Source organism: Nonomuraea sp. NEAU-A123, assembly GCF_018603905.1.
Taxonomy (GTDB): Bacteria; Actinomycetota; Actinomycetes; order Streptosporangiales; family Streptosporangiaceae; genus Nonomuraea.
In genome coordinates, this window is record NZ_JAHFZZ010000004.1 from 479734 (window position 1) to 500533 (window position 20800).

Annotated in this window: 21 protein-coding genes; 11 read left to right on the plus strand and 10 right to left on the minus strand. The window is 68.4% G+C overall.

Features of this window, described 5'->3' with window-relative positions:
- The first annotated feature begins 92 nt into the window (after positions 1 to 92).
- Positions 93 to 527 (plus strand): ATP-binding protein, encoded by a 435-nt coding sequence (locus tag KLK06_RS14445; protein WP_214635928.1) that lies wholly within the window; start codon positions 93 to 95, stop codon positions 525 to 527.
- A gap of 403 nt (positions 528 to 930) precedes the next feature.
- Here the strand turns inward: KLK06_RS14445 and KLK06_RS14450 are convergent, their stop codons facing one another.
- Positions 931 to 2061, minus strand: coding sequence for a hypothetical protein (locus KLK06_RS14450; protein ID WP_214635929.1), 1131 nt, complete (start codon positions 2059 to 2061; stop codon positions 931 to 933).
- Between the two features lie 100 nt (positions 2062 to 2161).
- On the minus strand, positions 2162 to 3526 hold the full coding sequence (locus tag KLK06_RS14455) for an alpha/beta fold hydrolase (protein WP_214635930.1): 1365 nt from the start codon (positions 3524 to 3526) through the stop codon (positions 2162 to 2164).
- A 101-nt stretch (positions 3527 to 3627) separates the two neighbouring features.
- Between KLK06_RS14455 and KLK06_RS14460 the strand changes: the two genes are divergently transcribed.
- Together KLK06_RS14460 and KLK06_RS14465 are read left to right on the plus strand one after the other, a co-directional pair.
- Entirely contained in the window at positions 3628 to 4677 is a 1050-nt protein-coding gene (locus KLK06_RS14460; RefSeq protein ID WP_214635931.1) for a sensor histidine kinase, read from the plus strand.
- Positions 4678 to 4682: 5 nt separating this feature from the next.
- Positions 4683 to 5312, plus strand: a complete 630-nt coding sequence (locus tag KLK06_RS14465; RefSeq protein WP_308168275.1) for a response regulator transcription factor — start codon at positions 4683 to 4685, stop codon at positions 5310 to 5312.
- Between the two features lie 25 nt (positions 5313 to 5337).
- Here the strand turns inward: KLK06_RS14465 and KLK06_RS14470 are convergent, their stop codons facing one another.
- From KLK06_RS14470 to KLK06_RS14485, 4 genes are all read right to left on the minus strand, one after another.
- A complete protein-coding gene (locus tag KLK06_RS14470; protein ID WP_214635933.1) occupies positions 5338 to 6624 on the minus strand; it encodes an MFS transporter in 1287 nt (428 codons plus the stop codon).
- Positions 6621 to 7505: an alpha/beta fold hydrolase gene (locus tag KLK06_RS14475; RefSeq protein WP_214635934.1), complete on the minus strand. Its 885-nt coding sequence runs from the start codon at positions 7503 to 7505 to the stop codon at positions 6621 to 6623. The genes KLK06_RS14470 and KLK06_RS14475 overlap by 4 nt, the downstream gene beginning before the upstream one ends.
- Positions 7506 to 7586: 81 nt before the next feature.
- Complete coding sequence (locus KLK06_RS14480; protein ID WP_250905373.1) at positions 7587 to 8123, minus strand: DUF1707 domain-containing protein; 537 nt, start codon at positions 8121 to 8123, stop codon at positions 7587 to 7589.
- Between the two features lie 4 nt (positions 8124 to 8127).
- Positions 8128 to 8853 (minus strand): PadR family transcriptional regulator, encoded by a 726-nt coding sequence (locus tag KLK06_RS14485; RefSeq protein WP_214635935.1) that lies wholly within the window; start codon positions 8851 to 8853, stop codon positions 8128 to 8130.
- A 333-nt stretch (positions 8854 to 9186) separates the two neighbouring features.
- On the opposite strand from KLK06_RS14485, the gene KLK06_RS14490 reads away from it, so the two are divergent.
- Both KLK06_RS14490 and acnA read left to right on the plus strand, forming a co-directional pair.
- The gene (locus KLK06_RS14490; protein ID WP_284735001.1) at positions 9187 to 9912 is read left to right on the plus strand and encodes a metal-dependent hydrolase; all 726 of its coding nucleotides are present in this window, start codon (positions 9187 to 9189) and stop codon (positions 9910 to 9912) included.
- A 145-nt stretch (positions 9913 to 10057) separates the two neighbouring features.
- On the plus strand, positions 10058 to 12802 hold the full coding sequence (gene acnA / locus KLK06_RS14495) for an aconitate hydratase AcnA (RefSeq protein WP_308168247.1): 2745 nt from the start codon (positions 10058 to 10060) through the stop codon (positions 12800 to 12802).
- Positions 12803 to 12989: 187 nt separating this feature from the next.
- Here the strand turns inward: acnA and KLK06_RS14500 are convergent, their stop codons facing one another.
- Together KLK06_RS14500 and KLK06_RS14505 are read right to left on the minus strand one after the other, a co-directional pair.
- Positions 12990 to 13826 (minus strand): ABC transporter permease, encoded by an 837-nt coding sequence (locus KLK06_RS14500; RefSeq protein ID WP_214635937.1) that lies wholly within the window; start codon positions 13824 to 13826, stop codon positions 12990 to 12992.
- Positions 13827 to 13872: 46 nt separating this feature from the next.
- On the minus strand, positions 13873 to 14832 hold the full coding sequence (locus tag KLK06_RS14505) for an ATP-binding cassette domain-containing protein (RefSeq protein ID WP_308168248.1): 960 nt from the start codon (positions 14830 to 14832) through the stop codon (positions 13873 to 13875).
- Positions 14833 to 14902: 70 nt separating this feature from the next.
- Here KLK06_RS14505 and KLK06_RS14510 point away from each other — a divergent pair, with 70 nt between their 5' ends.
- On the plus strand, positions 14903 to 15538 hold the full coding sequence (locus KLK06_RS14510; protein WP_214635939.1) for a TetR/AcrR family transcriptional regulator C-terminal domain-containing protein: 636 nt from the start codon (positions 14903 to 14905) through the stop codon (positions 15536 to 15538).
- 115 nt (positions 15539 to 15653) lie between these two features.
- On the opposite strand, the gene KLK06_RS14515 is transcribed toward KLK06_RS14510, so the two are convergent.
- Both KLK06_RS14515 and KLK06_RS14520 read right to left on the minus strand, forming a co-directional pair.
- Entirely contained in the window at positions 15654 to 15983 is a 330-nt protein-coding gene (locus KLK06_RS14515) for a type II toxin-antitoxin system PemK/MazF family toxin (RefSeq protein ID WP_214635940.1), read from the minus strand.
- Entirely contained in the window at positions 15949 to 16194 is a 246-nt protein-coding gene (locus tag KLK06_RS14520) for a hypothetical protein (protein ID WP_214635941.1), read from the minus strand. The genes KLK06_RS14515 and KLK06_RS14520 overlap by 35 nt, the downstream gene beginning before the upstream one ends.
- 226 nt (positions 16195 to 16420) lie before the next feature.
- On the opposite strand from KLK06_RS14520, the gene KLK06_RS14525 reads away from it, so the two are divergent.
- The 5 genes from KLK06_RS14525 to KLK06_RS14545 all read left to right on the plus strand — a co-directional run bounded on the left by KLK06_RS14525 (position 16421) and on the right by KLK06_RS14545 (position 20770).
- Positions 16421 to 17110 (plus strand): sulfite exporter TauE/SafE family protein, encoded by a 690-nt coding sequence (locus tag KLK06_RS14525; protein WP_250905375.1) that lies wholly within the window; start codon positions 16421 to 16423, stop codon positions 17108 to 17110.
- A 20-nt stretch (positions 17111 to 17130) separates the two neighbouring features.
- Entirely contained in the window at positions 17131 to 17289 is a 159-nt protein-coding gene (locus KLK06_RS14530) for a helix-turn-helix transcriptional regulator (RefSeq protein WP_250905476.1), read from the plus strand.
- 289 nt (positions 17290 to 17578) lie between these two features.
- Entirely contained in the window at positions 17579 to 18697 is a 1119-nt protein-coding gene (locus KLK06_RS14535; RefSeq protein WP_214635943.1) for a sugar ABC transporter substrate-binding protein, read from the plus strand.
- Positions 18698 to 18758: 61 nt separating this feature from the next.
- Entirely contained in the window at positions 18759 to 19511 is a 753-nt protein-coding gene (locus KLK06_RS14540) for an ATP-binding cassette domain-containing protein (RefSeq protein WP_214635944.1), read from the plus strand.
- Positions 19508 to 20770 carry a sugar ABC transporter permease gene (locus KLK06_RS14545; protein WP_214635945.1) on the plus strand — a complete coding sequence of 421 codons (1263 nt, stop codon included), beginning with the start codon at positions 19508 to 19510 and terminating at the stop codon, positions 20768 to 20770. Before KLK06_RS14540 ends, KLK06_RS14545 begins: the two co-directional genes overlap by 4 nt.
- Positions 20771 to 20800: the final 30 nt, after the last annotated feature.

Consider the following 20800-nt stretch of genomic DNA (forward strand, 5'->3'; position numbering starts at 1 on the left):
CTGTGTCCACGCTGAGCGGTCTTCCACAGCAGGCTGGTCGGGAGTTTCCTGTGGGACGTGAACGCGCCCGATCGAATCTTGGAGGTTGCCCAATGAACGGGCTGTTCCTGGCCGAGATCGTATTGCCAGGGGTTACGCGTTCGGTGGCGGTGGCTCGCCGGTGTGTGGGGGAGGTGCTGATGGTCGCCGGGCATGAGGACGTGGACGATGTCCAGCTGGTGGTCAGTGAGCTGATCACAAACGCCGTGGCGCACACCGCATCCGGCGAGCCTGGCGGGTTCGTCACGGTGGAGGTCACCTCCCTGGATGCCGCGACGGCCTACATCGAGGTGATCGACGAAGGGGCGGCGGTGACCGTTCCCGAGGTGCGTAACGCCGACGTCGGCGAGTGTGGCGGGCGGGGCCTGTGGCTGGTGGCGGCGGTCGCGGTCGGTTGGGGCGTGCGCGATGAGGGCTACCGGCGACGGGTGGTGTGGGCGGAGATGTCCACCAAGAACGGCACGTCCGCCGGTGCGGCAAGGACGTGAGGGCGCGAAATGAGGTGCACCGGAGTGTCCTGGACGATTGATCAAGCGTGGTTTCCTCCGCACTGCATCAGCCCGCACACGTCCCCCGCACAGTCGCATGCCGAGCGACTGACGTGGAACGCGCCGCGTGACCATGGCCGAGACGCGCGCGTCGTCGCGTGGACCTGCGAGTGCACCAACCCCTTCTACGAACTGTGCCAAGCGGGCGGCCAGCGATTCATCAGACGCACCCGAAACGCGCCGGACAAGCGGATCGTCGACGAAAGCGACCGATGGAATGCCCGGCAGGCGAACGCGCAGTGGAACGCCTTACTACTCGGCCTTCTCCACTGAGGAGACGAGGCGGCCCTGTGGCCGAAGGACGACCGGTTGTACGTCCGAGGGCGACAGGGCCGGCCCGCGACTACTGGACCCGCTCGAACGGCGCCGGAGCCTGACCCGTCCACCGGTGGAGCTGGGCGTGGGCCGTCTGCTTGGTCACCCCGTCCTCCACGACCGTCCCCTGCTGGGACACGTAGTAGCGCCCGTCGTCAAGAGACGCCAGACCGTACTGGCCGCCGAACTCCCAACCCCACACATCCGTCGCGTCATCGTGCAGACCCCGACGCACGAGAGACAGCGTCGCCCCCTGCTCCGCCTGCGGCTGGCCCTCAATCGGCCCCTGAACGGGACGCTTGGAGCCGTCGACCATGAAGAACGAGTAGTTCGGGAACGTCGGCTTGATGCCCTTATAGGCAGCCATGAACCAATTCCCAGTGAAGCCGTCATACTCCAGGTTCTGCACGCCATACGTGGTGTTACCGGTCCGCACAAAGTACTTGCCGTCGGACTTGTCAGGCCCCGAGGTGTGCGGGTCGGCCTGGGTCAGCGGGCGCTCGTACTTGCGCCACTGCCTGATGTCGTACTGCATGATGACCTGGTAGTCGTTGTCCTGGCGGTCGGCGTTGGCGTAGATGCCGTACGCGACCGTCAGCTTGTCGGCGCCGCCCCGCTTGCCGAACGCGGGGCCGAAGGCGACGCCGTCGATGCCGCTGCAGCCATAGCGATGATCCGGAGTAGCAGCGGTGTCGCCGTCGAAGACGCCGTCGCCGTTCATGTCGGCGCTGTAGTCGTCCACCACGTCCTTGAGGTAGACGGCCGTCACGACGTCGGAGGTCTCGGCGTTCATGTCGAGGCTGGTGATGCGGTCCACGTCGAAGATGGCGATGTAGAACGACTTGGCGGCCTTGTACTCCAGCGAGCCGTAGACGCGGCCGTCGCGGCTGTTGAAGTCCAGGTCGCCCAGGTGGCCGGTGAAGCCGGTGACGGAGCCGACCGGCTTGCCGGCGAGGTCGGTCTTGACCAGGAGGTTGGTGAAGGAGAAGTACATGTACCCCTTCTTCTGGTCGATGGCGATCCCCTGGACGTGACCGGCCGGCCAGGCTCCGCCGTACACCTCCGCCGGTAGTCGCGAGGGCCGGTCGGCCGCGTGGGCTGGGAGGGCGAGCAGGACCGACGCCGTCAGCGCCGCGAACAGTATGTGGGCGACCCGCATGCGTTACCTTTCCGGAGGATCAGTGATGATCGACACGATAAAGGGACACGGCGCAACTTTACAGACTGTTGTTTGACTCTCTGCTTACATGCAGTTGAAGTCAGGAGCACTTCACCCCACGCTGCGGAAGCTCGCGGGTGAGGACGTACCGGCTGACATGGTCGATGACGCACGGGTTGGCCATCGCCGCGAAGAGGTTGTGCCCGGGGCCGTCGAAGTTGATGACCCGGCTGCCGGGAACCTGGTCCACCACCCGTTTCGTGGCCGCGAAGTCCAGCCAGGTGCCCGCTCCCAGCATCGGCGGCAGCTTCTTGGGCAGCGGCTTCGGCGGGTTGGCGACCGGGGCCGGCCAGCCGGCGCAGGTGATCGGCGCGTGCCATGCCAGCGGGAACGCGGCGCCGGTGTTGGGAGCGATCTTGCGCAGCCGCTTGACCATGCTCGCCACCTGCGCCTGGGTGGCGGGCCTCGGGAAGTCGAGGCATTCCTTGACACCACCGCCCTGCAGGCCGGGGTACGGATAGCGGCTCGAAACGGCGAACCCGGAGGCGTCACCGCCCTCGGCTGCCTTGATGGCCGCCGCGACCTCGTCCCACTGGTCGGCGCCCCTCTTCACCTTCTGGAACATGAGCGCCTGCAACTGCGTCCCGTCATAGCGGGCGTTCACCTGGGGAGCGGGGATCGGCTCCTTGTCCGCCTTGGCGACCAGCGCCTGCCAGCGGCGTTCCATGCCGGGTTCGGCCCAGTCGAGGAAGCGCTTCATGAAGCGTTCCTGGTCGCGGGCGATGGCGTCGAGCTCCCGATCCCAGTCGCGGGCGCTGTGGTCGCCGGTGCCGTCCACGTACAGCGTGCGTACCTTGGTCGGGAACAGCCTGGCGTACGCCTGCGCGATCGTGCCTCCGTAGGAGGTGCCGATGAAGTTCATCCGGTTCTCGCCGAGCGCCACTCGTATGGCTTCGGCGTCGCGGGCATCACTGGCGGAGTCCATGTGGTCGAACAGCTCGGGGTCGGTGTCGCGGCACTTGGTGGCCCTGGCGCGGTTCTCCGCCACCAGACGCTCGAACCCGGCCTGGTCATCAGGGAACGGTGGGGTACGCAGCACGCTCCAGTCACACTGGAGCACCGGGGTGCTGAGCCCGGGATAGCCGCGCGGGTCCCACGTGACGATGTCCATCGACTCGCGGAGCTTGGCGAAGATCTCCGGCCGGGAGCGCATCATCGCGATCTGGTCGCCCTGCGGACCGCCGAAGTTGATCAGTACTGACCCACGTTTGGTGCCGGTGGCGGGCAGGCGGGCCACTTTCAGGGTGATCTTCCTGTCGCTCTGCTTCGACAAGGCGACGGGAAGGTCCGCGCACACCATCTCGGACGTACCCGCTCCCGGACACGGCTGCCACTGGAGGGTCTGCGGCGCCTGGGCCGGAAGGGACGGAGCCACGACGGCCAGCGCAAGGAGAGTTTGGATCATGCCCCCACGCTAGGATCGCGCCTCTCGTACGGTCTGTCGGCGAAAGTTGTCGATCGTGTACGCGAAGGTTGGCGAGTTGATGCGTCAGTAGAGTGACGCGTATGTCCAGGTTTGCTGTCGTGGCCCCTGTGGTGATCGCCGACGTGACGCTGCTATGGCTGGACGGGACGGCCGGCTGGGGGCTTGTCGCGTACGCCGTGCTGACCGCGCTCGTCATGGTGCTGAGCGTCCGGATGCCGTTCGTGACGTTCATGCTGGCGGTCTCGATGGCGGTGGTGTCCGGCGCGTCACTGGCCTTGCTGGTCTGTACGAGCTACCAGGCCGGGCGCCGCATGCTGTCACGCCGGGACATGGTCCTGACGATCGGTGCGACCCTCGCCTACGTCGCACTGCTGATCATGATCGCGCACCGTGCCACGATGCCGCCCGAACCGTGGCTCGTCCTGGCCCGGGCCGTGGTGCTGGTGGTCCTGCCCGTGCTGGCCGGCCGCTACCTGACCCGGCAGGACGAGCACCTGCGCCGCGAGCGGGAGCTCGTCGCTGAACGCGAGCGCCTGCGCGAGCGACTGCGCATCGCGCGGGACATGCACGACTCCCTGGGCCAGGCGCTCAGCCTGGTGTCAGTGCAGGCGGCGGCGTTGGAGGTCGCCTCGCTGCCACCGGACCAACGGCAGGTGGTACGTGACCTCGCGGGCGCCGCGCGGGCGGCCATGGACGAGTTGCACGTGGCGGTGGGCCGCCTGCGCCGCGACGACTCGCCCGGGCTGGAGGGGATCGACGCGCTGGTCACGGAGTTCCGGCGGGCCGGTGTCGCCGTGCGGCTCGAACGTTCCGGCCGGCCCGCCCCGCTCGGGGGCGCGGACGCCGGGCACGCCGCCTACCGGGTCGTTCAGGAGGGCCTGACGAACGCCACCAAGCACGCTCCCGGCTCGCCGGTCACCGTCTCGCTCGACTGGCAGCCCGACGCCCTGCTGCTCGGCGTCGACAGCGCGGCGCGCGGTCCAGCGGACACGGCCTCCACAGGCGGCACCGGGCTCACCGGGCTGGCGGAACGCGTCCGCTCGGCGGGCGGGCTGCTGCGGGTCCACGACGAGCCGCACACGTTCCGGCTGGTCGCGATGCTGCCCCTCGCTCTGGAGGTCGTCGCTTGATCAGGGTGTTGATCGCCGACGACGAGCCGCTCATCACCACGGGCATCAGGACCGTCCTGGAATCGGCCGGCGACATCGAGGTCGTGGCCAGCGCGCGGAACGGGCGCGAGGCCGTCGAACTCGCCCGCCGTCACCGTATCGACGTGGCCCTCCTCGACATCACCATGCCGGTGCTGGACGGCCTGGCCGCCGCCGCGCAACTGGACGGGCCGCGTGTGGTGATACTCACGGCCTTCGGCGATGACGACAACGTACGAATGGCGCTTCAACGGGGTGTTTCCGGTTTTCTCCTGAAGAACTGCACCCCGGATGAGTTGATCGGCGCGGTGCGCGCTGTCCACGCGGGGGAGGCGTACCTGTCACCGGCGGTGACCCGGCAGGTGATCGGCATGGTCTCGCCCGGCGAGGACGAGCGCCGGCGCGAAGCCGTCCGGCGGCTGGCCGTCCTGTCGGCCCGCGAGTCGGACATTCTCGCCCTGGTGGCCGAGGGGCTGTCCAACGCCGAGGTCGGCAGGCGGGTCCACATGAGTGAGGCGACCGTCAAGACTTACGTGAGCCGCATGTTCACCAAACTGAAGTGCGCGAATCGGGTGCAGGCGGCTCTGCTGGTCCGCGACGCCACGCCGCCGTCATAGACGGGGCGTGTCGTCGGCGATGCTGTCACGATGTCATCGCCGCGCGGATGCCGCGCTGGAGCAGGGCGGGCAGGCACGCTACGGTGCCCAGCGCGCCGATCCACACCGCCACGGCCAGCCCGCCCAGAGCGGTCGCCCCGGCGGCCAGCAGGCTGCCGAGCGCGATGGCTCCCCACAGGAGGAACCGCTGCACCGACCCGACCCGCCCCAGCAGGGCCGCCGGGGTGAGGACCTGGCGCATCGTGAGGGAGGTGGGGCTGAAGGCGCCCTCGCCGACGCAGTGGATGATGCTGCCCGCGACCAGCCCGATCGCGCCGGTCGGGCCGCCGAGGGAGCCGAGCGCGGGCATGGCGACGATGCCCAGGACGGACACCGAGGCGGCCAGTACGAGCGTGCGCGGCGAGCCGAGGCGGCGGATCAGCCGGGCCGACAGCAGGTTGCCGATCGGGTAGCCCGCCGCGGCGGCGCCGATCACCACGCCGATCCACCCGGGTGACAGGCCGAGGACGTTGCGGCAGTAGAGCACCAGGCTCGTCTCGACCATGGACAGGAACAGGACGTACGTCGTGCCGCACGCCAGGACGGGACGGAGCATCGGATGCCGGAGCGCGAACCGCAGACCCTCGGCGATGTCGCGCCGCATCCAGCCGGGTTCGCGGGCGATTCCTGGGACATCGGTGCTCAGGCCCGCGGTGCCCGGCTCGCGGTGGCGGATCAACGCCAGAGAGGCGAGTGACGCGGCGAAGCTGGCCATGTTGGCCGCGACCGCGCCGACCAGCCCGAGCGCCGCGATGACCGGCCCGGCCGCCATCGGGCCCAGCGCCTTGGCGGTCGACTCCGACAAGGCCAGCCGCGTGTTGCCGCGATGCAGCGCGTCCGCCTCGTCGTACAGGCTGGGCAGGTAGGAGGTGTACGCGACCTGGAAGAACACCACCGCGCACCCGCTCACCAGGATCAGCGCGAACAACAGCGGGAACGTCAGCCCGCCGGCGGCGGCCAGCACCCAGATCGCGCCGAACGCCAGCACCTGCACACCGTCACAGACCAGCATGACGGTACGGCGGGGGAGCCGGTCGACGATGGCCCCGGCGGGCAGACCCAGCGGCAGGAACGGTACGAACAGGGCGAACGGCAGCAACGCGGCCTGCGCCGGGGAAGCGCCCAGGACGGTCACCGCCAGCAGCGGCAACGCCAGCGTCATGAACTGATCCCCGAACAGCGACAGCGACTGCCCCGCCCACAGCAGCCCGAAGTCCCGCCCGGCCGCCCGCTCCGGCGGCGATGTCGTGGCGCCGGAGGTCACGACGCTCATACCGACCGCCAGAAGTCGCGCAGCAGACCCAGTACGGTCTCGGGCTCCTCGACGTGGCCGAAGGAGCCGCTGCGCTCCAGCATCTCGAAGCGTGCCTGCGGGGCGAATCGCTGGAAGTCGAGCTGCAACGCCGGATACAGGGCCCGGTCATACCGCCCGGCCAGCACCATCAGCGGGACGGCGATCTCCTTCAACCGCGGCCGGAAGTCCGGAATGGCCGGCACCTGACCACCGATCACGAAATCGACGTCATCACCACAGAAAAGCGGATAAAGCGCCTCGTTCCGCGCGCCCGGCTCAGTGACCAGGAGGGCGGCGTTGGCGGGATCGTAGAACCTGATCAGCGGCGCCGCCGCGGCGAACTCCGCCCGCATGGGCTCATCGGTCGAACGCAGACCGGAGCGCCGCAGCGCCTGGATGCGCTCCCATGCCTCAGGCAGTTGGGCAGCCAGCTCGCGGTTGATGTTGGCGTGGTTGAGCTGCCACATCTCCGGGCTGTGCAGGGTGTTGGCCAGGGTGAGGGTCGAGACGAGGTGCGGGTGCTCCAAGGCGACGGCCTGGGCGATCAGGCCGCCGTAGGAGAAGCCGTACAGGTGCGCGGGGCCGAGTTCGGTGAGCAGGGCGGCCACGTCGGCCACGTCGCCCGCGAAGGTGATCTCGCCCAGGTCGGCCGGGCGGTCGGAACGGCCACGGCCGTGCAGGTCGACGTAGATCACCCGATGCTCCGCGGCCGGCGCGTCGAAGTGCGGGTGGAAGACCACGTGCGAGCCGGCCGGGCCGAGCCCGGCCAGCAGAACGACAGGGTGACCCGCACCGTCCTGCTCCACCCAGAGGCGGTGGCCGCGGATCTCGTGGTGACGGCCGTTCGGGTGCTGAAACATGATCCGAATTCTGCCGACCGTCGGCCCCCGACCGACGGCGGCGATCGGACCTATATATGCCCATAAATCGGGCTAAGGGGGTTAGCGGCGGTGCGAGCGCCGGTGGATCATGCCGAAGACCATCGCCCCGATCCACACGAAGAACAGCACCTTCACGATGCCGAACCCACCGAAGAGGAGCCCCACGATCAGCAACCCGAACACGATCGGCAGGAACGGCCCCGGCCCGCGGTGCGGCCGTCCCCACCCCCGGTGCATGTCGCGCTGCGCGTGACGCATCGCGTGCAGCTGGTGCCGGTGCGCCTTCATCGCCGCCCGCCAGGCGTCCTTGTCGAACGCCTCAGGCGGGAAGCCGCCCTGCGGCTCGCGGTAGTCGTACTGCCGCCGCTGCCCGGGGAGGTCGGCGGTGACCTGCGCGAGTTCGCGGGCGGTGCGCGCGCCCAGTGTCCGGTCGAGGCGCTGGTCCAGCTCCTCGCGGTCAAGGCGTCCCTGCGCGAAGTGCTCGCGCAGGTCGGCCATCGTCTGTTCGCGCTCGGCGTCGCCGATGCGGAGATCGTTGGGGTCCATGACCGGTTCCTCGCTCTCCCCGAACCGGCCTTCCAGTGTGGCGCCGGTCATGCCGTTACTCCTCGCCCGGGTCGCCGTCGGCCAGAATCTGGTAGAGCTTGCGCCGGGTCTCTACCAGAGTCTTACGCGCTTCGCGGATTTGTGCGTCGCTCCCGGTCTGCAAAATCTGCATCATCGCGAATGCCGACTGGCGGGAGATGTCCCAAAGGTCCGCCGTGTTGTCGTCGATGTCGGGACGCATCTCGTCCCACGGCGCGCGGATCTCGTCGGCGTGCGCCTCGATGTAGGCGAGGCCGGCGTCGGTGAGGCGGAAGGTCTTGCGGCCCTCGTTCTCCTCGGCGATGACCAGTCCCTCGTCGGTGAGCTGCTGGAGCGCCGGGTAGACGGCGCCGGGGCTGGGCTTCCAGCCGCCTTCGCTGCGCTCGTTGATCTCCTGGATGATCTGGTAGCCGTTGCGCGGCTCCTCGGACAGGAGCGCCAGGATCGCGGCGCGTACGTCGCCCCGCTTGGCCTTCCGGCCACCCCGGCCGCCCCAGCCGCCGCGGTGCCCGAACATTCCCGGTCCGCCGGGACCCCACGGACCCCAGGGGCCGCGCCCGAACTCGGGCGGGAAGCCGCGCCCCCGGCCGCGCTGCCGCTCTTCGTGCGGGCCGCCGCGGTGGTGGTGATGGTGTCCGCCCTGTTCCCACGCCTCGGCCACGGCCTTGAACGCTTCGCGGGCGGCACGCCTGAACTCTCGCGGCTCGGGCCACGATCTGCCTGCTGCTTGTGCGGAAGTCATGTGAAACTCCTTCTAACGAATGTTCTCGATGCTTCAAAGATATATCGCCAATATGTCGTTCGCAAGCGTTGCCCCAGAGTGAGACAGATCACGAAAAAGTTGCGGATTCCGGGAACACGAGACGGGAGGGTGTCGTTGTTCAGAGCAGACGAGGTCGTTCCGCGTCGGCAGGGCTGGGGGGTGCTGTCGCCGCGGAGACGACCTCGTCTGCATTTCCGGGAAAGTTGCCCCGGTATGGGGTTGGCAAAGTCGCCAGGCGACGATGAGCCCAAGGCGCGTGTGAGGCGGGTCTCCGCGCGTAAAGAACGGCTTTGCCGTACAGTTTTGATCATGATGGGGCATTCTCATGCGATGACCGGGGCCATCGCCTGGCTTGGACTCGCGCCCGGGCTCGCCGCGCTTCCGATGGTGACCGAATCGTCCAGGTTCATCGAGACCGGGATCATGGCCAACGCCCTCACCCCGGCCGAGTTCATCGCCGGAGCCATCGTCTGTGCCGGCGCGGCCATGCTGCCCGACCTCGACCATCCGAGCGCGACGATCGCGCAGACGTTCGGGCCGGTCACCTGGCTGCTGAGCAAGGCCGTCAACTGGGCGAGCGGCGGGCACCGGGGGGCGACGCATTCGCTGGCGTTCGCGGTGGCGCTCGGGTTCGGGGCGCACTTTCTGGCCAACACCTACCCGATCGGCCGCGACATCATGGTCGTGCTGCTCATCGGGCTGGCGCTGCGCGCGATCGGCATCGGCATCCCGGGCAACAAGCTCGGCTCTGCGATGATCAACGTCGGCCTGACCGCCGGGCTCTACGCCGTCTTCCTGTCACAAGGGGTCGGCTACGCCTGGCTGGGCCTGGCCGTGGCCATCGGCTGCCTCATACACGTCGTGGGCGACTGCATGACCGAGCGGGGCTGTCCCGTGCTGTGGCCGCTGTCGGTCAGGTTCGTGCTGCCGTGGAAGATCGGGATCAAGACCGGCCAGACGTTCGAGCAGAAGATCCTGGCTCCCGTGCTGTCCGTCGCCATCGTTGGCCTGCTGTTCTGGCGGCTGGCGCCACTTTAACTTGATGTCGAGATACTTTTCGAGATATCTTGACGTCAAGACATCCGCCGTACGTCCCGCGGGTTAGGTTCACCTAACGTTCTTACTGCTCCCGGGGTGCGGCAGGATTCAACTGAGCAAATGTCTATGGAGGAGGCGAATCACCGTGTCCGCGAACAGCTTCGGCAGCCGTGACACGCTACGCGTCGGCGAGGCGTCATACGAGATTTTCCGGTTGGACGCCGTCGAGGGCGCCGCCCGCCTCCCGTTCAGCCTGAAGATCCTGCTGGAGAACCTCCTCCGCACCGAGGACGGCGCGAACATCACGGCCGACCACATCCGCGCGCTGGGCAGCTGGGACCCCAAGGCGGCGCCGAGCGTGGAGATCCAGTTCACTCCGGCGCGCGTCATCATGCAGGACTTCACCGGCGTGCCCTGCGTCGTCGACCTGGCCACCATGCGCGAGGCCGTACGAGACCTGGGCGGTGACCCGGCCCGTATCAACCCGCTGGCCCCCGCCGAGATGGTCATCGACCACTCGGTCATCGTCGACTACTTCGGCCACCCCGACGCCTTCCAGCGCAACGTCGAGCGCGAGTACGAGCGCAACCACGAGCGCTACCAGTTCCTGCGCTGGGGCCAGACCGCGTTCGACGAGTTCAAGGTCGTCCCGCCCGGCACCGGCATCGTCCACCAGGTCAACATCGAGCACCTGGCTCGCGTGGTCATGATCCGTGACGGCAAGGCCTACCCCGACACCTGCGTCGGCACCGACTCGCACACCACGATGGAGAACGGCATCGGCGTCCTCGGCTGGGGCGTCGGCGGCATCGAGGCGGAGGCCGCGATGCTCGGCCAGCCGATCTCCATGCTGATCCCGCGCGTGGTCGGCTTCAAGCTCAACGGCAAGCTGCCCGCCGGCGCCACGGCCACCGACCTGGTGCTGACGGTCACCGAGATCCTGCGCAAGCACGGTGTGGTCGGCAAGTTCGTCGAGTTCTACGGCGACGGCGTCTCCTCCGTGCCGCTGGCCGACCGGGCCACGATCGGCAACATGAGCCCGGAGTTCGGCTCCACCTGCGCGATCTTCCCGATCGACGGCCAGACGGTCGACTACCTGCGCCTGACCGGCCGCTCCGAGGAGCAGATCGCGCTCGTCGAGGCGTACGCCAAGGCTCAGGGCCTCTGGCTCGACGCGTCGGCGCCCGAGCCGGTCTTCTCCGAGTACATCGAGCTCGACCTCGGCACCATCGTCCCGTCCATCGCCGGCCCGAAGCGCCCGCAGGACCGCATCGCCCTGTCGGCCGCCAAGGACACCTGGCGCCGCGACGTGCGCAACTACGTCACCGACATTGACGGCGACGGCGTCGACGAGGCCGTGGAGGAGAGCTTCCCCGCCTCCGACGCGCCCGCCTCCAACTCCCGCGCCAACGGTTCCCGCCCGCACAAGCCGGTCGCGGTGACGCTGGATGACGGCACCTCGTTCGAGATCGACCACGGCATCGTCTCCATCGCCGCGATCACCTCGTGCACCAACACCTCCAACCCGTACGTCATGATCGGCGCGGCCCTGCTGGCCCGCAACGCCGTCGAGAAGGGGCTGACCCGCAAGCCGTGGGTCAAGACCTCCCTGGCGCCCGGTTCGCAGGTCGTCACCGGCTACTTCGAGCGTTCGGGGCTCCAGCCGTACCTCGACAAGATCGGCTTCAACCTCGTCGGCTACGGCTGCACCACCTGCATCGGCAACTCCGGGCCGCTCCAGCCGGAGATCTCCGACGCGATCCAGGCCAACGACCTCGCCGTCACGGCCGTGCTGTCCGGCAACCGCAACTTCGAGGGCCGGATCAACCCCGACGTCAAGATGAACTACCTGGCCTCGCCGCCGCTCGTCGTGGCGTACGCGCTGGCCGGAACCATGGATCTCGACCTCGACACCGAGCCGCTCGGCCTCGGCGCCGACGGTTCGCCGGTCTACCTGCGCGACATCTGGCCGTCGCCCGAGGAGATCGCGTCCGTGGTCCACTCCTCGATCGGGCGCGACATGTTCGAGCGCGACTACGCCGACGTGTTCAAGGGCGACGACCACTGGACGTCGCTGCCGATCCCCACGGGCAACACCTTCGAGTGGGACCCTTCCTCCACGTACGTCCGCAAGGCCCCCTACTTCGAGGGCATGCCGCCGTCACCCGCGCCCGTTACCGACATTTCCGGTGCCCGGGTGCTGGTGAAGGTGGGCGACTCGGTCACCACCGACCACATCTCGCCGGCCGGCTCCATCAAGGCCGGCACCCCCGCCGCCCAATACCTGCAGGCTCACGAGGTCGCGGTCAAGGACTTCAACTCCTACGGCTCGCGGCGCGGCAACCACGAGGTGATGATCAGGGGTACGTTCGCCAACATCCGGCTGCGCAACCAGATCGCACCCGGCACCGAGGGCGGCTACACCCGCGACTTCACCCAGGCCGACGGGCCGGTGTCGTTCATCTACGACGCCTCGGTCAACTACGCCTCGGCCGGGACGCCGCTGGTGGTGCTGGCGGGCAAGGAGTACGGCTCCGGTTCGTCGCGCGACTGGGCGGCCAAGGGCACCGCGCTTCTCGGCGTCCGCGCCGTGATCGCGGAGTCGTACGAGCGCATCCACCGCTCCAACCTGATCGGCATGGGCGTGCTGCCGCTGCAGTACCCGGAGGGGGCCTCGGCCGACTCGCTGGGGCTGACCGGCGAGGAGACGTTCGAGATCACCGGGGTGGAGGAGCTCAACAAGGGCGGCATCCCCGGGACCGTGCACGTCAAGGCGGGCGAGGTGGAGTTCGACGCGGTGGTCCGCATCGACACGCCTGGCGAGGCCGACTACTACCGGCACGGGGGCATCATGCAGTACGTCCTGCGCTCGCTCCTCGCCAAGTCGTGAGCCCCTCACGAGGGTTCTGAGTCCTCCCGCGCCTCCGCCTCGGCCACCAGCCGGGCGGAGGCCGCCGGGATCCCGTGCCGCCCTTCCCGCGGCCGGGCGGGCGCGACCTCACGCGCCCATATCGGGGGTGAACCACCCGACCCTGAAGAGCCGCCCAGCACCACACGTGCGGGGCGGCTCTTCGCTGTCAGCGGGAGGCGGAGCGGTAGCGGTGGACGGCGAGGGGCACGAAGATCACCAGAATCGCCACCGACCAGAGGACGCTGGCCGTGATCGGGTGCTGGAGCGGCCAGGCGGAGGAGTGCGACGTCGGGTTGCCGAACAGTTGGCGCGTGGCGGCGACCGTGGCGCTCATCGGGTTCCAGTCGGCGATCGGCTTGAGCCACGCGGGAAGCCCCTCCGTCGGCACGAACGTGTTGGCCAGGAACGTCATCGGGAACAGCCACCCGAACGTCGCCGCGTCCGCCTGGGTGCCGCTCTTGACGAACAGCCCGATGTACGTACCGACCCAGATCATGGCGAAGCCAAACAGGGCCAGCAGGCCGAACGCCGCCGCCGTCTGCCCGAACGTCCCGTGTGCCCGCCAGCCCGCCAGCAGCAAGGCCGCCGCCACCATCGAGGCCAGCGACAGCAGGTGCATGGACAGGTCGGCGACGCTGCGCCCGATGAGCACGGCGCTGCGGGCGATCGGCTGGGCGCGGAACCTGTCGATGATGCCGCGTTCCATGTCCTCGCCGACCGCCGTGGCCGCCGCGGTCGCGGTCATCGCCATGACCTGCATGAAGATGCCGGGCATCAGATAGCTGCGATAGTCGCCCCCGCCGGGGAGGGTGATCGCGCTGCCGAAGACGTAGCCGAACAGGACGGTCATGATCACGGGGAACACCAGGAAAGCGATGATTTCCAGTGGTTGCGCCCTTAACCGGGAGTAGGTGCGGCGAGCGATGGTCAGGGAGTCGGAGATCGTCCAGCGGAGGCGCTCACCGAGCGTCTTCGGTGGAGCGGGCACGTGGAGAACGGCCATGGGGAGTCACCTCGGAAGATTCGGTCGGGACAGGTCGGCGGGCGGGTCAGGTCGCGGTCAGGTGGAGGAACACCTCGTCGAGGGTGGGCCGGCGGAGAGACAGGTCCTCGACCGGGATCATGGCCGCGTCCAGCGCGCCGGCGATGTGGATGAGCGACTGCGCCCCATGCTCGACCGCCACCGTCACCTGCCGCCCATCCACGCCCGCCACCCGCCGACCGTCCGCCGGTACTTGACCAGTTGCTGAGCCGTGGCTGTCGATCGCACGTCGTACCAGGTCGAGGCCCTTGGGGACGTCGGCGGATTCGCGGAAGACGACCTGCACCCGGTCGCCGCCGATCCGCTGCTTCAGCTCGGCGGGCGAGCCGGCGGCGGCGACCCGCCCGTGGTCGAGCACCACGATCTGGTCGGCGAGCCGATCGGCCTCGTCCAGGTACTGGGTGGTGAGCAGCAGCGTGGTCCCCTCGCCGACCAGGTCGCGCAGCAGCTCCCACAGCCCGAGGCGGCTGCGCGGGTCGAGACCGGTCGTGGGCTCGTCCATGAACAGGACCGGCGGCGAGACGATCAGGCTGGCGGCCACGTCGAGGCGCCGCCGCATGCCGCCCGAGTACGTCTTGACCGGCCGGTTCGCGGCGTCGGCCAGGTCGAACCGCTCCAGCAGCTCGTCAGCCCTGCGCCGGGCCGTCGCCTTGGGCAGGTGGTACAGGCGGCCGAACATCTCCAGGTTGCGCCGCCCGGTGAGCAGCTCGTCGACCGCCGCGTGCTGTCCGGCGAGCCCGACCATGAAGCGCAGCCGCTCCGCGTCGCGTACCACGTCCAGCCCGGCCACCTCGGCGTGGCCGGAGTCGGGGCGGAGGAGGGTGGTGAGGATGCGTACGGCGGTGGTCTTGCCTGCTCCGTTGGGCCCGAGCAGCCCGCAGACCGTGCCCTCCGGGACGGACAAGTCGATGCCCGCGAGCGCGTCCTTGGCCCCGTACCGCTTCCGTAGCCCTTCCGCATGGATCACGAGAAGCCTCCTTAACAGCGTTAAATCTAACAGCGTTAAGGATGTACTGAACGTTGTTAAGCTGTCAACCGTGGCACTCGAAAAAGGCATGATCGTCGAGACGGCACTCCGGCTGCTCGACGAGGTGGGGCTCGACGGCCTCACACTGCGGCGGCTGGCGGCGGAGCTCGGCGTGCAGGCCCCGGCGCTGTACTGGCACTACAAGAACAAGCAGCAACTGCTCGACGCCATGGCCGCGGCCATGGCGTCGGAGCACGAGGGGCGGCCCGTGCTGACGGAGCCGGCGTTGTGGCGGGAGTGGGTGGCCGACAACGCGCGCAGGGACCGCGCGATGCTCAACTCCCGCCGCGACGGGGCCAGGCTGGCGGCGGGGACCAGGCCGTCGCCTGAGATGTTCGCCCTGGTGGAGCGGGCGGTGGAGGCGCTGGAGCTGGCGGGGTTCACGGCGGTGGACGCGGCGCGGGGGCTGTTCGCGGTGAGCGGGTACGTGGCCGGGTTCGTCCTGGAGGAGCAGGCCGACCGGACGCGGAGGGGCGTGGACGAGTCGATGCCCGATATGGCGGAGTTTCAGGCACGGTACCCGCGGCTGATGGCGGCCCTGACGGAGGCCGGCGACCCGCAGGGCGAGGAATCGTTCGAGGCGGGGCTGGCACTCCTGCTGGACGGCATGCGGCTGAGGCTGTCGAACGAGCGCGCCGCCAATTGAGGCGGACTGCGGATCGTGGGATCGATTGCGCAGGTTGGCGGACTGTCGATCGGCAGGTCTGGCACGATGAGGGTGCCACCCGGCGAACTTGCGCTTCGCCGGATGGCGCCACTCCTTAAAGGATGTCCGCGATCCAGTCGGTCACTTCGCGGACGACCTCGTCGGGGGCGATCCCGACTCTCTTGGAGAACCTCTGGGGGGACACGCTCCGCATGTGCTCCACCATGGCCCAGCTGGGTTTGTCGAGCCCCGTGCCCTCTTGGCCGATCGGGATGTGGTTGTCCCATCCGCGTTCGGTCGTGGTCAGGGGGACAATGATCTTGACTGCGGTCGCGGCGTTGAAGCCGTCGTTGCTGACGACGAGCACGGGCCGACGGTAGCCCTGCTCGCGGCCGGACGGCTCGCCGAGATCAGCGAGCCAGATCTCGCCTTGGATCACCCTCATCTCTCTCCTCGGGAAACGTTATGAGCCCCTCCCACTCGGGTGCGATGCGGGGGTAGCGTGACGGTGGGCCCTGAACCAGTTCGGACTCCGCGAGATAGTCGGCCCAGGCTCGCGGGTCCTCCTTCCTTGTGCGCTCCATCTGCTCCGCGACATGTTGCCAGCGGTGTTTTTTCTCCAACTCCCGAATGGCCTGGTCGATGATCGCGGTCATGGGTTCACCTGCCTTTCGTGCTAGTGCGGCGATCCTGTCTCGGGTCTTGACGCTGACGCGTATCGTCGTGGCTTTTTGTTTCACGGTCATACTCCGGAGGCTACGTCTGCGTCGGGAAGAAACCTACACCCTTGTCGTCACGCATATCTCCTGAACGGCAACAGAGAGTAATGATGATTGAATCTTTCCCATGGATCAGACGGCATTAGTCCTGATTGTTGGCGGTATGGCGGTCTTCGTTGGGGCGATTGTCCAGGGGAGTGTGGGGTTCGGGCTGGGGTTGGTGGCCGCGCCCGTACTCACCATGCTTGACCACTCCCTGATGCCCGGTGCCATCCAGGTGGTCAACGTGACGTTGCCGCTGTTCACCCTGGCCGTGGAGTGGCGGAAGGTGGACTGGCGTGGGGTGGCTTTCGGGGTGCTGGGGCGGGTGCCTGGCGGAGTTATCGGTGCAGCCATCGTGGTCTACATATCTGTCTACACGCGAGGCGTCTTCGTGGGAGTCATGGTGCTTCTCGCGGTGGGGCTCACGGCGTGGGCGGTCAGTGTGCCGCGCAACGCCGTGACGGTCGCGGTGGCCGGGTTCATCTCGGGCATCACCGGGACCGCGACCGGCGTCGGTGGGCCGCCGATCGCGCTGGTCTACCAGAACGCCAAGGGGCCGCAGATCAGGGCGACGCTGGCGATGTTCTTCTTCCTCAGCGCCGCCCAGTCGATCGCGCTCCTGGCTTTCGTGGGGGAGTTCTCCAGGCGGGCGGCGACCACGGGGGCTGTGCTGATCGTGCCGATGGTGCTCGGGTTCCTGGTGTCGGGGCCGCTGCGGCGCTATCTCGACGGCGGCAAGGTGCGGGTGGCGGTCCTGGTGGTGGCGGCGGTCTCGGCCGTCGCCCTCATCGCCCAGAGCCTGACCGCCTGAGCCGCCCCGCCTGTCCGCGCCTGTCCGCGGCCGGCCACTCCAACCGGGACATCGCTCAGCGCCTCTTCGTCACCCCCAAGACCGTGGAGGTACACCTGACCAGCGTGTACCGCAAGCTCAGCGTCGGCAATCGGGCCGGCCTGAGGCAGGCGCTGGACCACGCGCCGTGGACTTCATGAGCTCTGACCTGCGAGAATAGGCTGGCAGCCGGCGGACATGTCTGTCACCGGCACCCTGGTCGAGGCCCGAGGCCGACGACGGTCTCAGGTCGGCCACCCATCGCGTTCCAGGGGCCGTCTATCGCTCTCAGCCTCACGGTAAGTGAACCTCCGGTGTCGGTCACGTTTCTGGATTGTTATCCGGAACAACAAACTCCCCCCTCGCAAGGTCTTCCAAAGCAGGCCATCCCGGAATACGTTGCCGCAAACAACATTCATCCGGGCCCTCCGGAAGAAAGGACCCTGCACTATGCGCAAGGGGATCCTCAGCCTGACCGCCGCGGCCGCCGTTCTAGCCCTCGGTCTCACCGCCTGCGGGGGCAACAGCGGTCCGACCTCGTCCACGTCTTCCGCGTCGAGTTCCGCGTCGAGCTCGCAGAAGGCCGGCAAGATCGGCGTCATCCTGCCCGACAGCAAGTCTTCGGCCCGCTGGGAGACGGCGGACCGCAAGTACCTGGAAGAGGCGTTCAAGGCCGCTGGTGTGGCCTACGACATCCAGAACGCCCAGAACGACAAGACGGCCTTCCAGACCATCGCCGACCAGATGATCACCAACGGCGCCACCGTGCTGATGATCGTCAACCTGGACAGCGGCACCGGCAAGACCGTCATCGACAAGGCCAAGTCCCAGGGCGTGGCCACCATCGACTACGACCGGCTGACGCTGGGCGGCGGCGCCGCCTACTACGTGAGCTTCGACAACACCAAGGTCGGCACCCTGCAGGGCGAGGGCCTGGTGAAGTGCCTGACCGACAAGAAGGCCAGCAAGCCGATCATCGCCGAGCTCAACGGCTCGCCGACCGACAACAACGCCACCCTGTTCAAGGCCGGATACGACGGCGTGCTCAAGCCCAAGTACGACTCGGGCGACTTCGTCAAGGGCCCTGACCAGTCCGTGCCCGACTGGGACAACACCCAGGCCGGCACCATCTTCGAGCAGATGCTGACCAGCGCGCCGAAGATCGCCGGTGTGCTGGCCGCCAACGACGGCCTCGGCAACGCGGCCATCACGGTCCTGAAGAAGAACAACCTCAACGGCAAGGTCCCGGTGACCGGCCAGGACGCCACTGTCCAGGGCCTGCAGAACATCCTGGTCGGCGACCAGTGCATGACCGTCTACAAGGCCGTCAAGAAGGAGGCCGACGCGGCGGCCAAGCTCGCGGTCGCGCTGGCCAAGGGTGAGAAGCCCACGGCGAGCGGCAGCGTCAAGGACCCGCAGAGCGGCCAGGACGTTCCGTCCGAGCTGCTCGACCCGCAGGCGATCTACCTCGACAACGTCAAGGACGTCGTGGCGGACGGGTACGTGACCAAGCAGGAGCTGTGCACCGGCGACTTCACCGCCAAGTGCACCGAAGCCGGAATTCAGTAAGAAAGTGGAATCGGGTGCGGCCGTCACGAAAGACGGCCGTACCCCTCCCCAAGGGAGCCTCATGACCCCCCTGCTCGAAGTGCGCGGGATCGACAAGAGCTTCGGCCCGGTACAGGTCCTGCACGACGTCACGTTCGCCGCTCAGGCCGGCGAGGTGACGGCCCTGGTCGGCGACAACGGCGCGGGCAAGTCGACGCTGGTCAAGTGCATCGGCGGCATCTACCCGATCGATGGGGGCGACATCGTCTTCGACGGCCGCCCCGTCCAGGTGCACGGCCCGCGTGACGCCGGCGAGCTCGGCATCGAGATCGTCTACCAGGACCTCGCGCTCTGCGACAACCTCGACATCGTCCAGAACATGTTCCTCGGCAGGGAACGCCGCAGCGGCCTCGTCCTCGACGAGGCGTCGATGGAGGAACTGGCCGCGCAGACCCTCGACGGCCTGTCCGTGCGTACGGTGAAATCCATCAGGCAGCAGGTGTCCAGCCTGTCGGGCGGCCAGCGCCAGACGGTGGCGATCGCCAAGGCCGTGCTCTGGAACAGCAAGGTCGTCATCCTCGACGAGCCGACGGCCGCCCTGGGCGTCGCCCAGACCGCGCAGGTGCTGGAGCTGGTGCGCCGGCTCGCCGACACCGGCCTGGCCGTCGTGCTCATCTCGCACAACCTGAACGACGTCTTCGCCGTCTCCGACCAGATCGCGGCGCTCTATCTCGGCAGGATGGCCGCACAGGTCAGGACCGCCGACGTGACGCACGCGCAGGTCGTCGAACTGATCACATCCGGCCGCAGCGGAGACCTGGGGATCGCGCAATGAACAAGGTCAAGGAACTCCCCGGCGAGGCGATCGTCACGGCGAAGCAGTCGCCGTCGATCGGGAACAGCGTCTTCGCCTACATCGAGCGGGTACGCGGCGGCGACATGGGCGCGCTCCCGGCCGTGCTCGGACTGCTCGTGCTCTGCACCGTCTTCGCCATCGCACGTCCCGCCTTCATGACGGCGATCAACATCGCGAACCTGTTCACCCAGGGCGCCGCCGTCACGGTGATCGCGATGGGCCTGGTCTTCGTGCTGCTGCTCGGCGAGATCGACCTGTCGGCCGGTTTCGCCAGCGGCGTGTGCGCGGCGGTGCTCGCGGTGACGCTCACCAACATGGGCCTGCCCTGGTACGTCTGTGTGGTGGCCGCGATCCTCACCGGCGTGGTCATCGGCACCGTGCTCGGCACGCTGGTGGCCAAGGTGGGCATACCGTCGTTCGTGGTGACGCTGGCGGCCTTCCTCGCCTTCCAGGGTCTGGTCCTGGTGCTGGTCGACGAGGGGACGAACATCTCGATCCGGGATTCCGTCATCGTCGCCATCGCCAACAAGAACCTGCCGGTCTGGCTCGGCTGGGCGCTCTTCGCCGCCTGCGTGGCCCTCTACGCCGCCGTCCAGCTCATCAGGGCCAGGAGACGGGCGAAGCGCGGGCTGGTGGCCGACCCGCTCTCGCTGATCGGCGCCCGCGTGGGCGCGCTGGCGGTCATCGGCGGCGTCCTCGTCTATGTGCTCAACCTGGAGCGGTCCCGTAACCCGGCCATCAGCTCCCTCATGGGCGTGCCGATCGTGGTGCCCGTGATCCTCGTGCTGCTGGTCGCGTGGACGTTCGTGCTCCGCCGCACCGCGTTCGGCAGGCACATCTACGCGGTCGGCGGGAACGCGGAGGCCTCGCGCCGGGCCGGTATCGGCGTCGACAGGATCAGGATCAGCGCGTTCGTGATCTGCTCCTCGATGGCCGCCGTCGGCGGCATCATCGCCGCGTCCCGGGCCAGCTCGGTCGACCCGAACACCGGCGGCAGCTCCGTGCTGCTGTACGCGGTCGGCGCCGCCGTCATCGGCGGCACCAGCCTGTTCGGCGGGAAGGGGCGGGTTCTCGACGCGATACTCGGCGGCGCCGTGGTCGCGGTGATCGAGAACGGCATGGGGCTGATGGGGTACGGTGCGAGCGTAAAATACCTGGTTACCGGGTTCGTCCTGCTCCTGGCCGCGGGTGTCGACGCACTGGCGCGCAAGCGGGCGGCTGCCGCTGGTCTAAGGTGATCAGCGACTCCCACCCCTTTAAGGAAGCTC

Coding starts and splice junctions, on each gene's coding strand:
- KLK06_RS14545 (WP_214635945.1), top strand. CDS start 19,508: ATGAACAAGGTCAAGGAACTCCCCGGCGAGGCGATCGTCACGGCGAAG.
- KLK06_RS14540 (WP_214635944.1), top strand. CDS start 18,759: ATGACCCCCCTGCTCGAAGTGCGCGGGATCGACAAGAGCTTCGGCCCG.
- KLK06_RS14535 (WP_214635943.1), top strand. CDS start 17,579: ATGCGCAAGGGGATCCTCAGCCTGACCGCCGCGGCCGCCGTTCTAGCC.
- KLK06_RS14460 (WP_214635931.1), top strand. CDS start 3,628: ATGTCCAGGTTTGCTGTCGTGGCCCCTGTGGTGATCGCCGACGTGACG.
- KLK06_RS14470 (WP_214635933.1), bottom strand. CDS start 6,624: ATGAGCGTCGTGACCTCCGGCGCCACGACATCGCCGCCGGAGCGGGCG.
- KLK06_RS14515 (WP_214635940.1), bottom strand. CDS start 15,983: ATGAGGGTGATCCAAGGCGAGATCTGGCTCGCTGATCTCGGCGAGCCG.
- KLK06_RS14490 (WP_284735001.1), top strand. CDS start 9,187: ATGGGGCATTCTCATGCGATGACCGGGGCCATCGCCTGGCTTGGACTC.
- KLK06_RS14480 (WP_250905373.1), bottom strand. CDS start 8,123: ATGACCGGCGCCACACTGGAAGGCCGGTTCGGGGAGAGCGAGGAACCG.
- KLK06_RS14455 (WP_214635930.1), bottom strand. CDS start 3,526: ATGATCCAAACTCTCCTTGCGCTGGCCGTCGTGGCTCCGTCCCTTCCG.
- KLK06_RS14475 (WP_214635934.1), bottom strand. CDS start 7,505: ATGTTTCAGCACCCGAACGGCCGTCACCACGAGATCCGCGGCCACCGC.
- KLK06_RS14500 (WP_214635937.1), bottom strand. CDS start 13,826: ATGGCCGTTCTCCACGTGCCCGCTCCACCGAAGACGCTCGGTGAGCGC.
- KLK06_RS14525 (WP_250905375.1), top strand. CDS start 16,421: ATGGCGGTCTTCGTTGGGGCGATTGTCCAGGGGAGTGTGGGGTTCGGG.
- KLK06_RS14520 (WP_214635941.1), bottom strand. CDS start 16,194: ATGACCGCGATCATCGACCAGGCCATTCGGGAGTTGGAGAAAAAACAC.
- KLK06_RS14445 (WP_214635928.1), top strand. CDS start 93: ATGAACGGGCTGTTCCTGGCCGAGATCGTATTGCCAGGGGTTACGCGT.
- KLK06_RS14450 (WP_214635929.1), bottom strand. CDS start 2,061: ATGCGGGTCGCCCACATACTGTTCGCGGCGCTGACGGCGTCGGTCCTG.
- KLK06_RS14485 (WP_214635935.1), bottom strand. CDS start 8,853: ATGACTTCCGCACAAGCAGCAGGCAGATCGTGGCCCGAGCCGCGAGAG.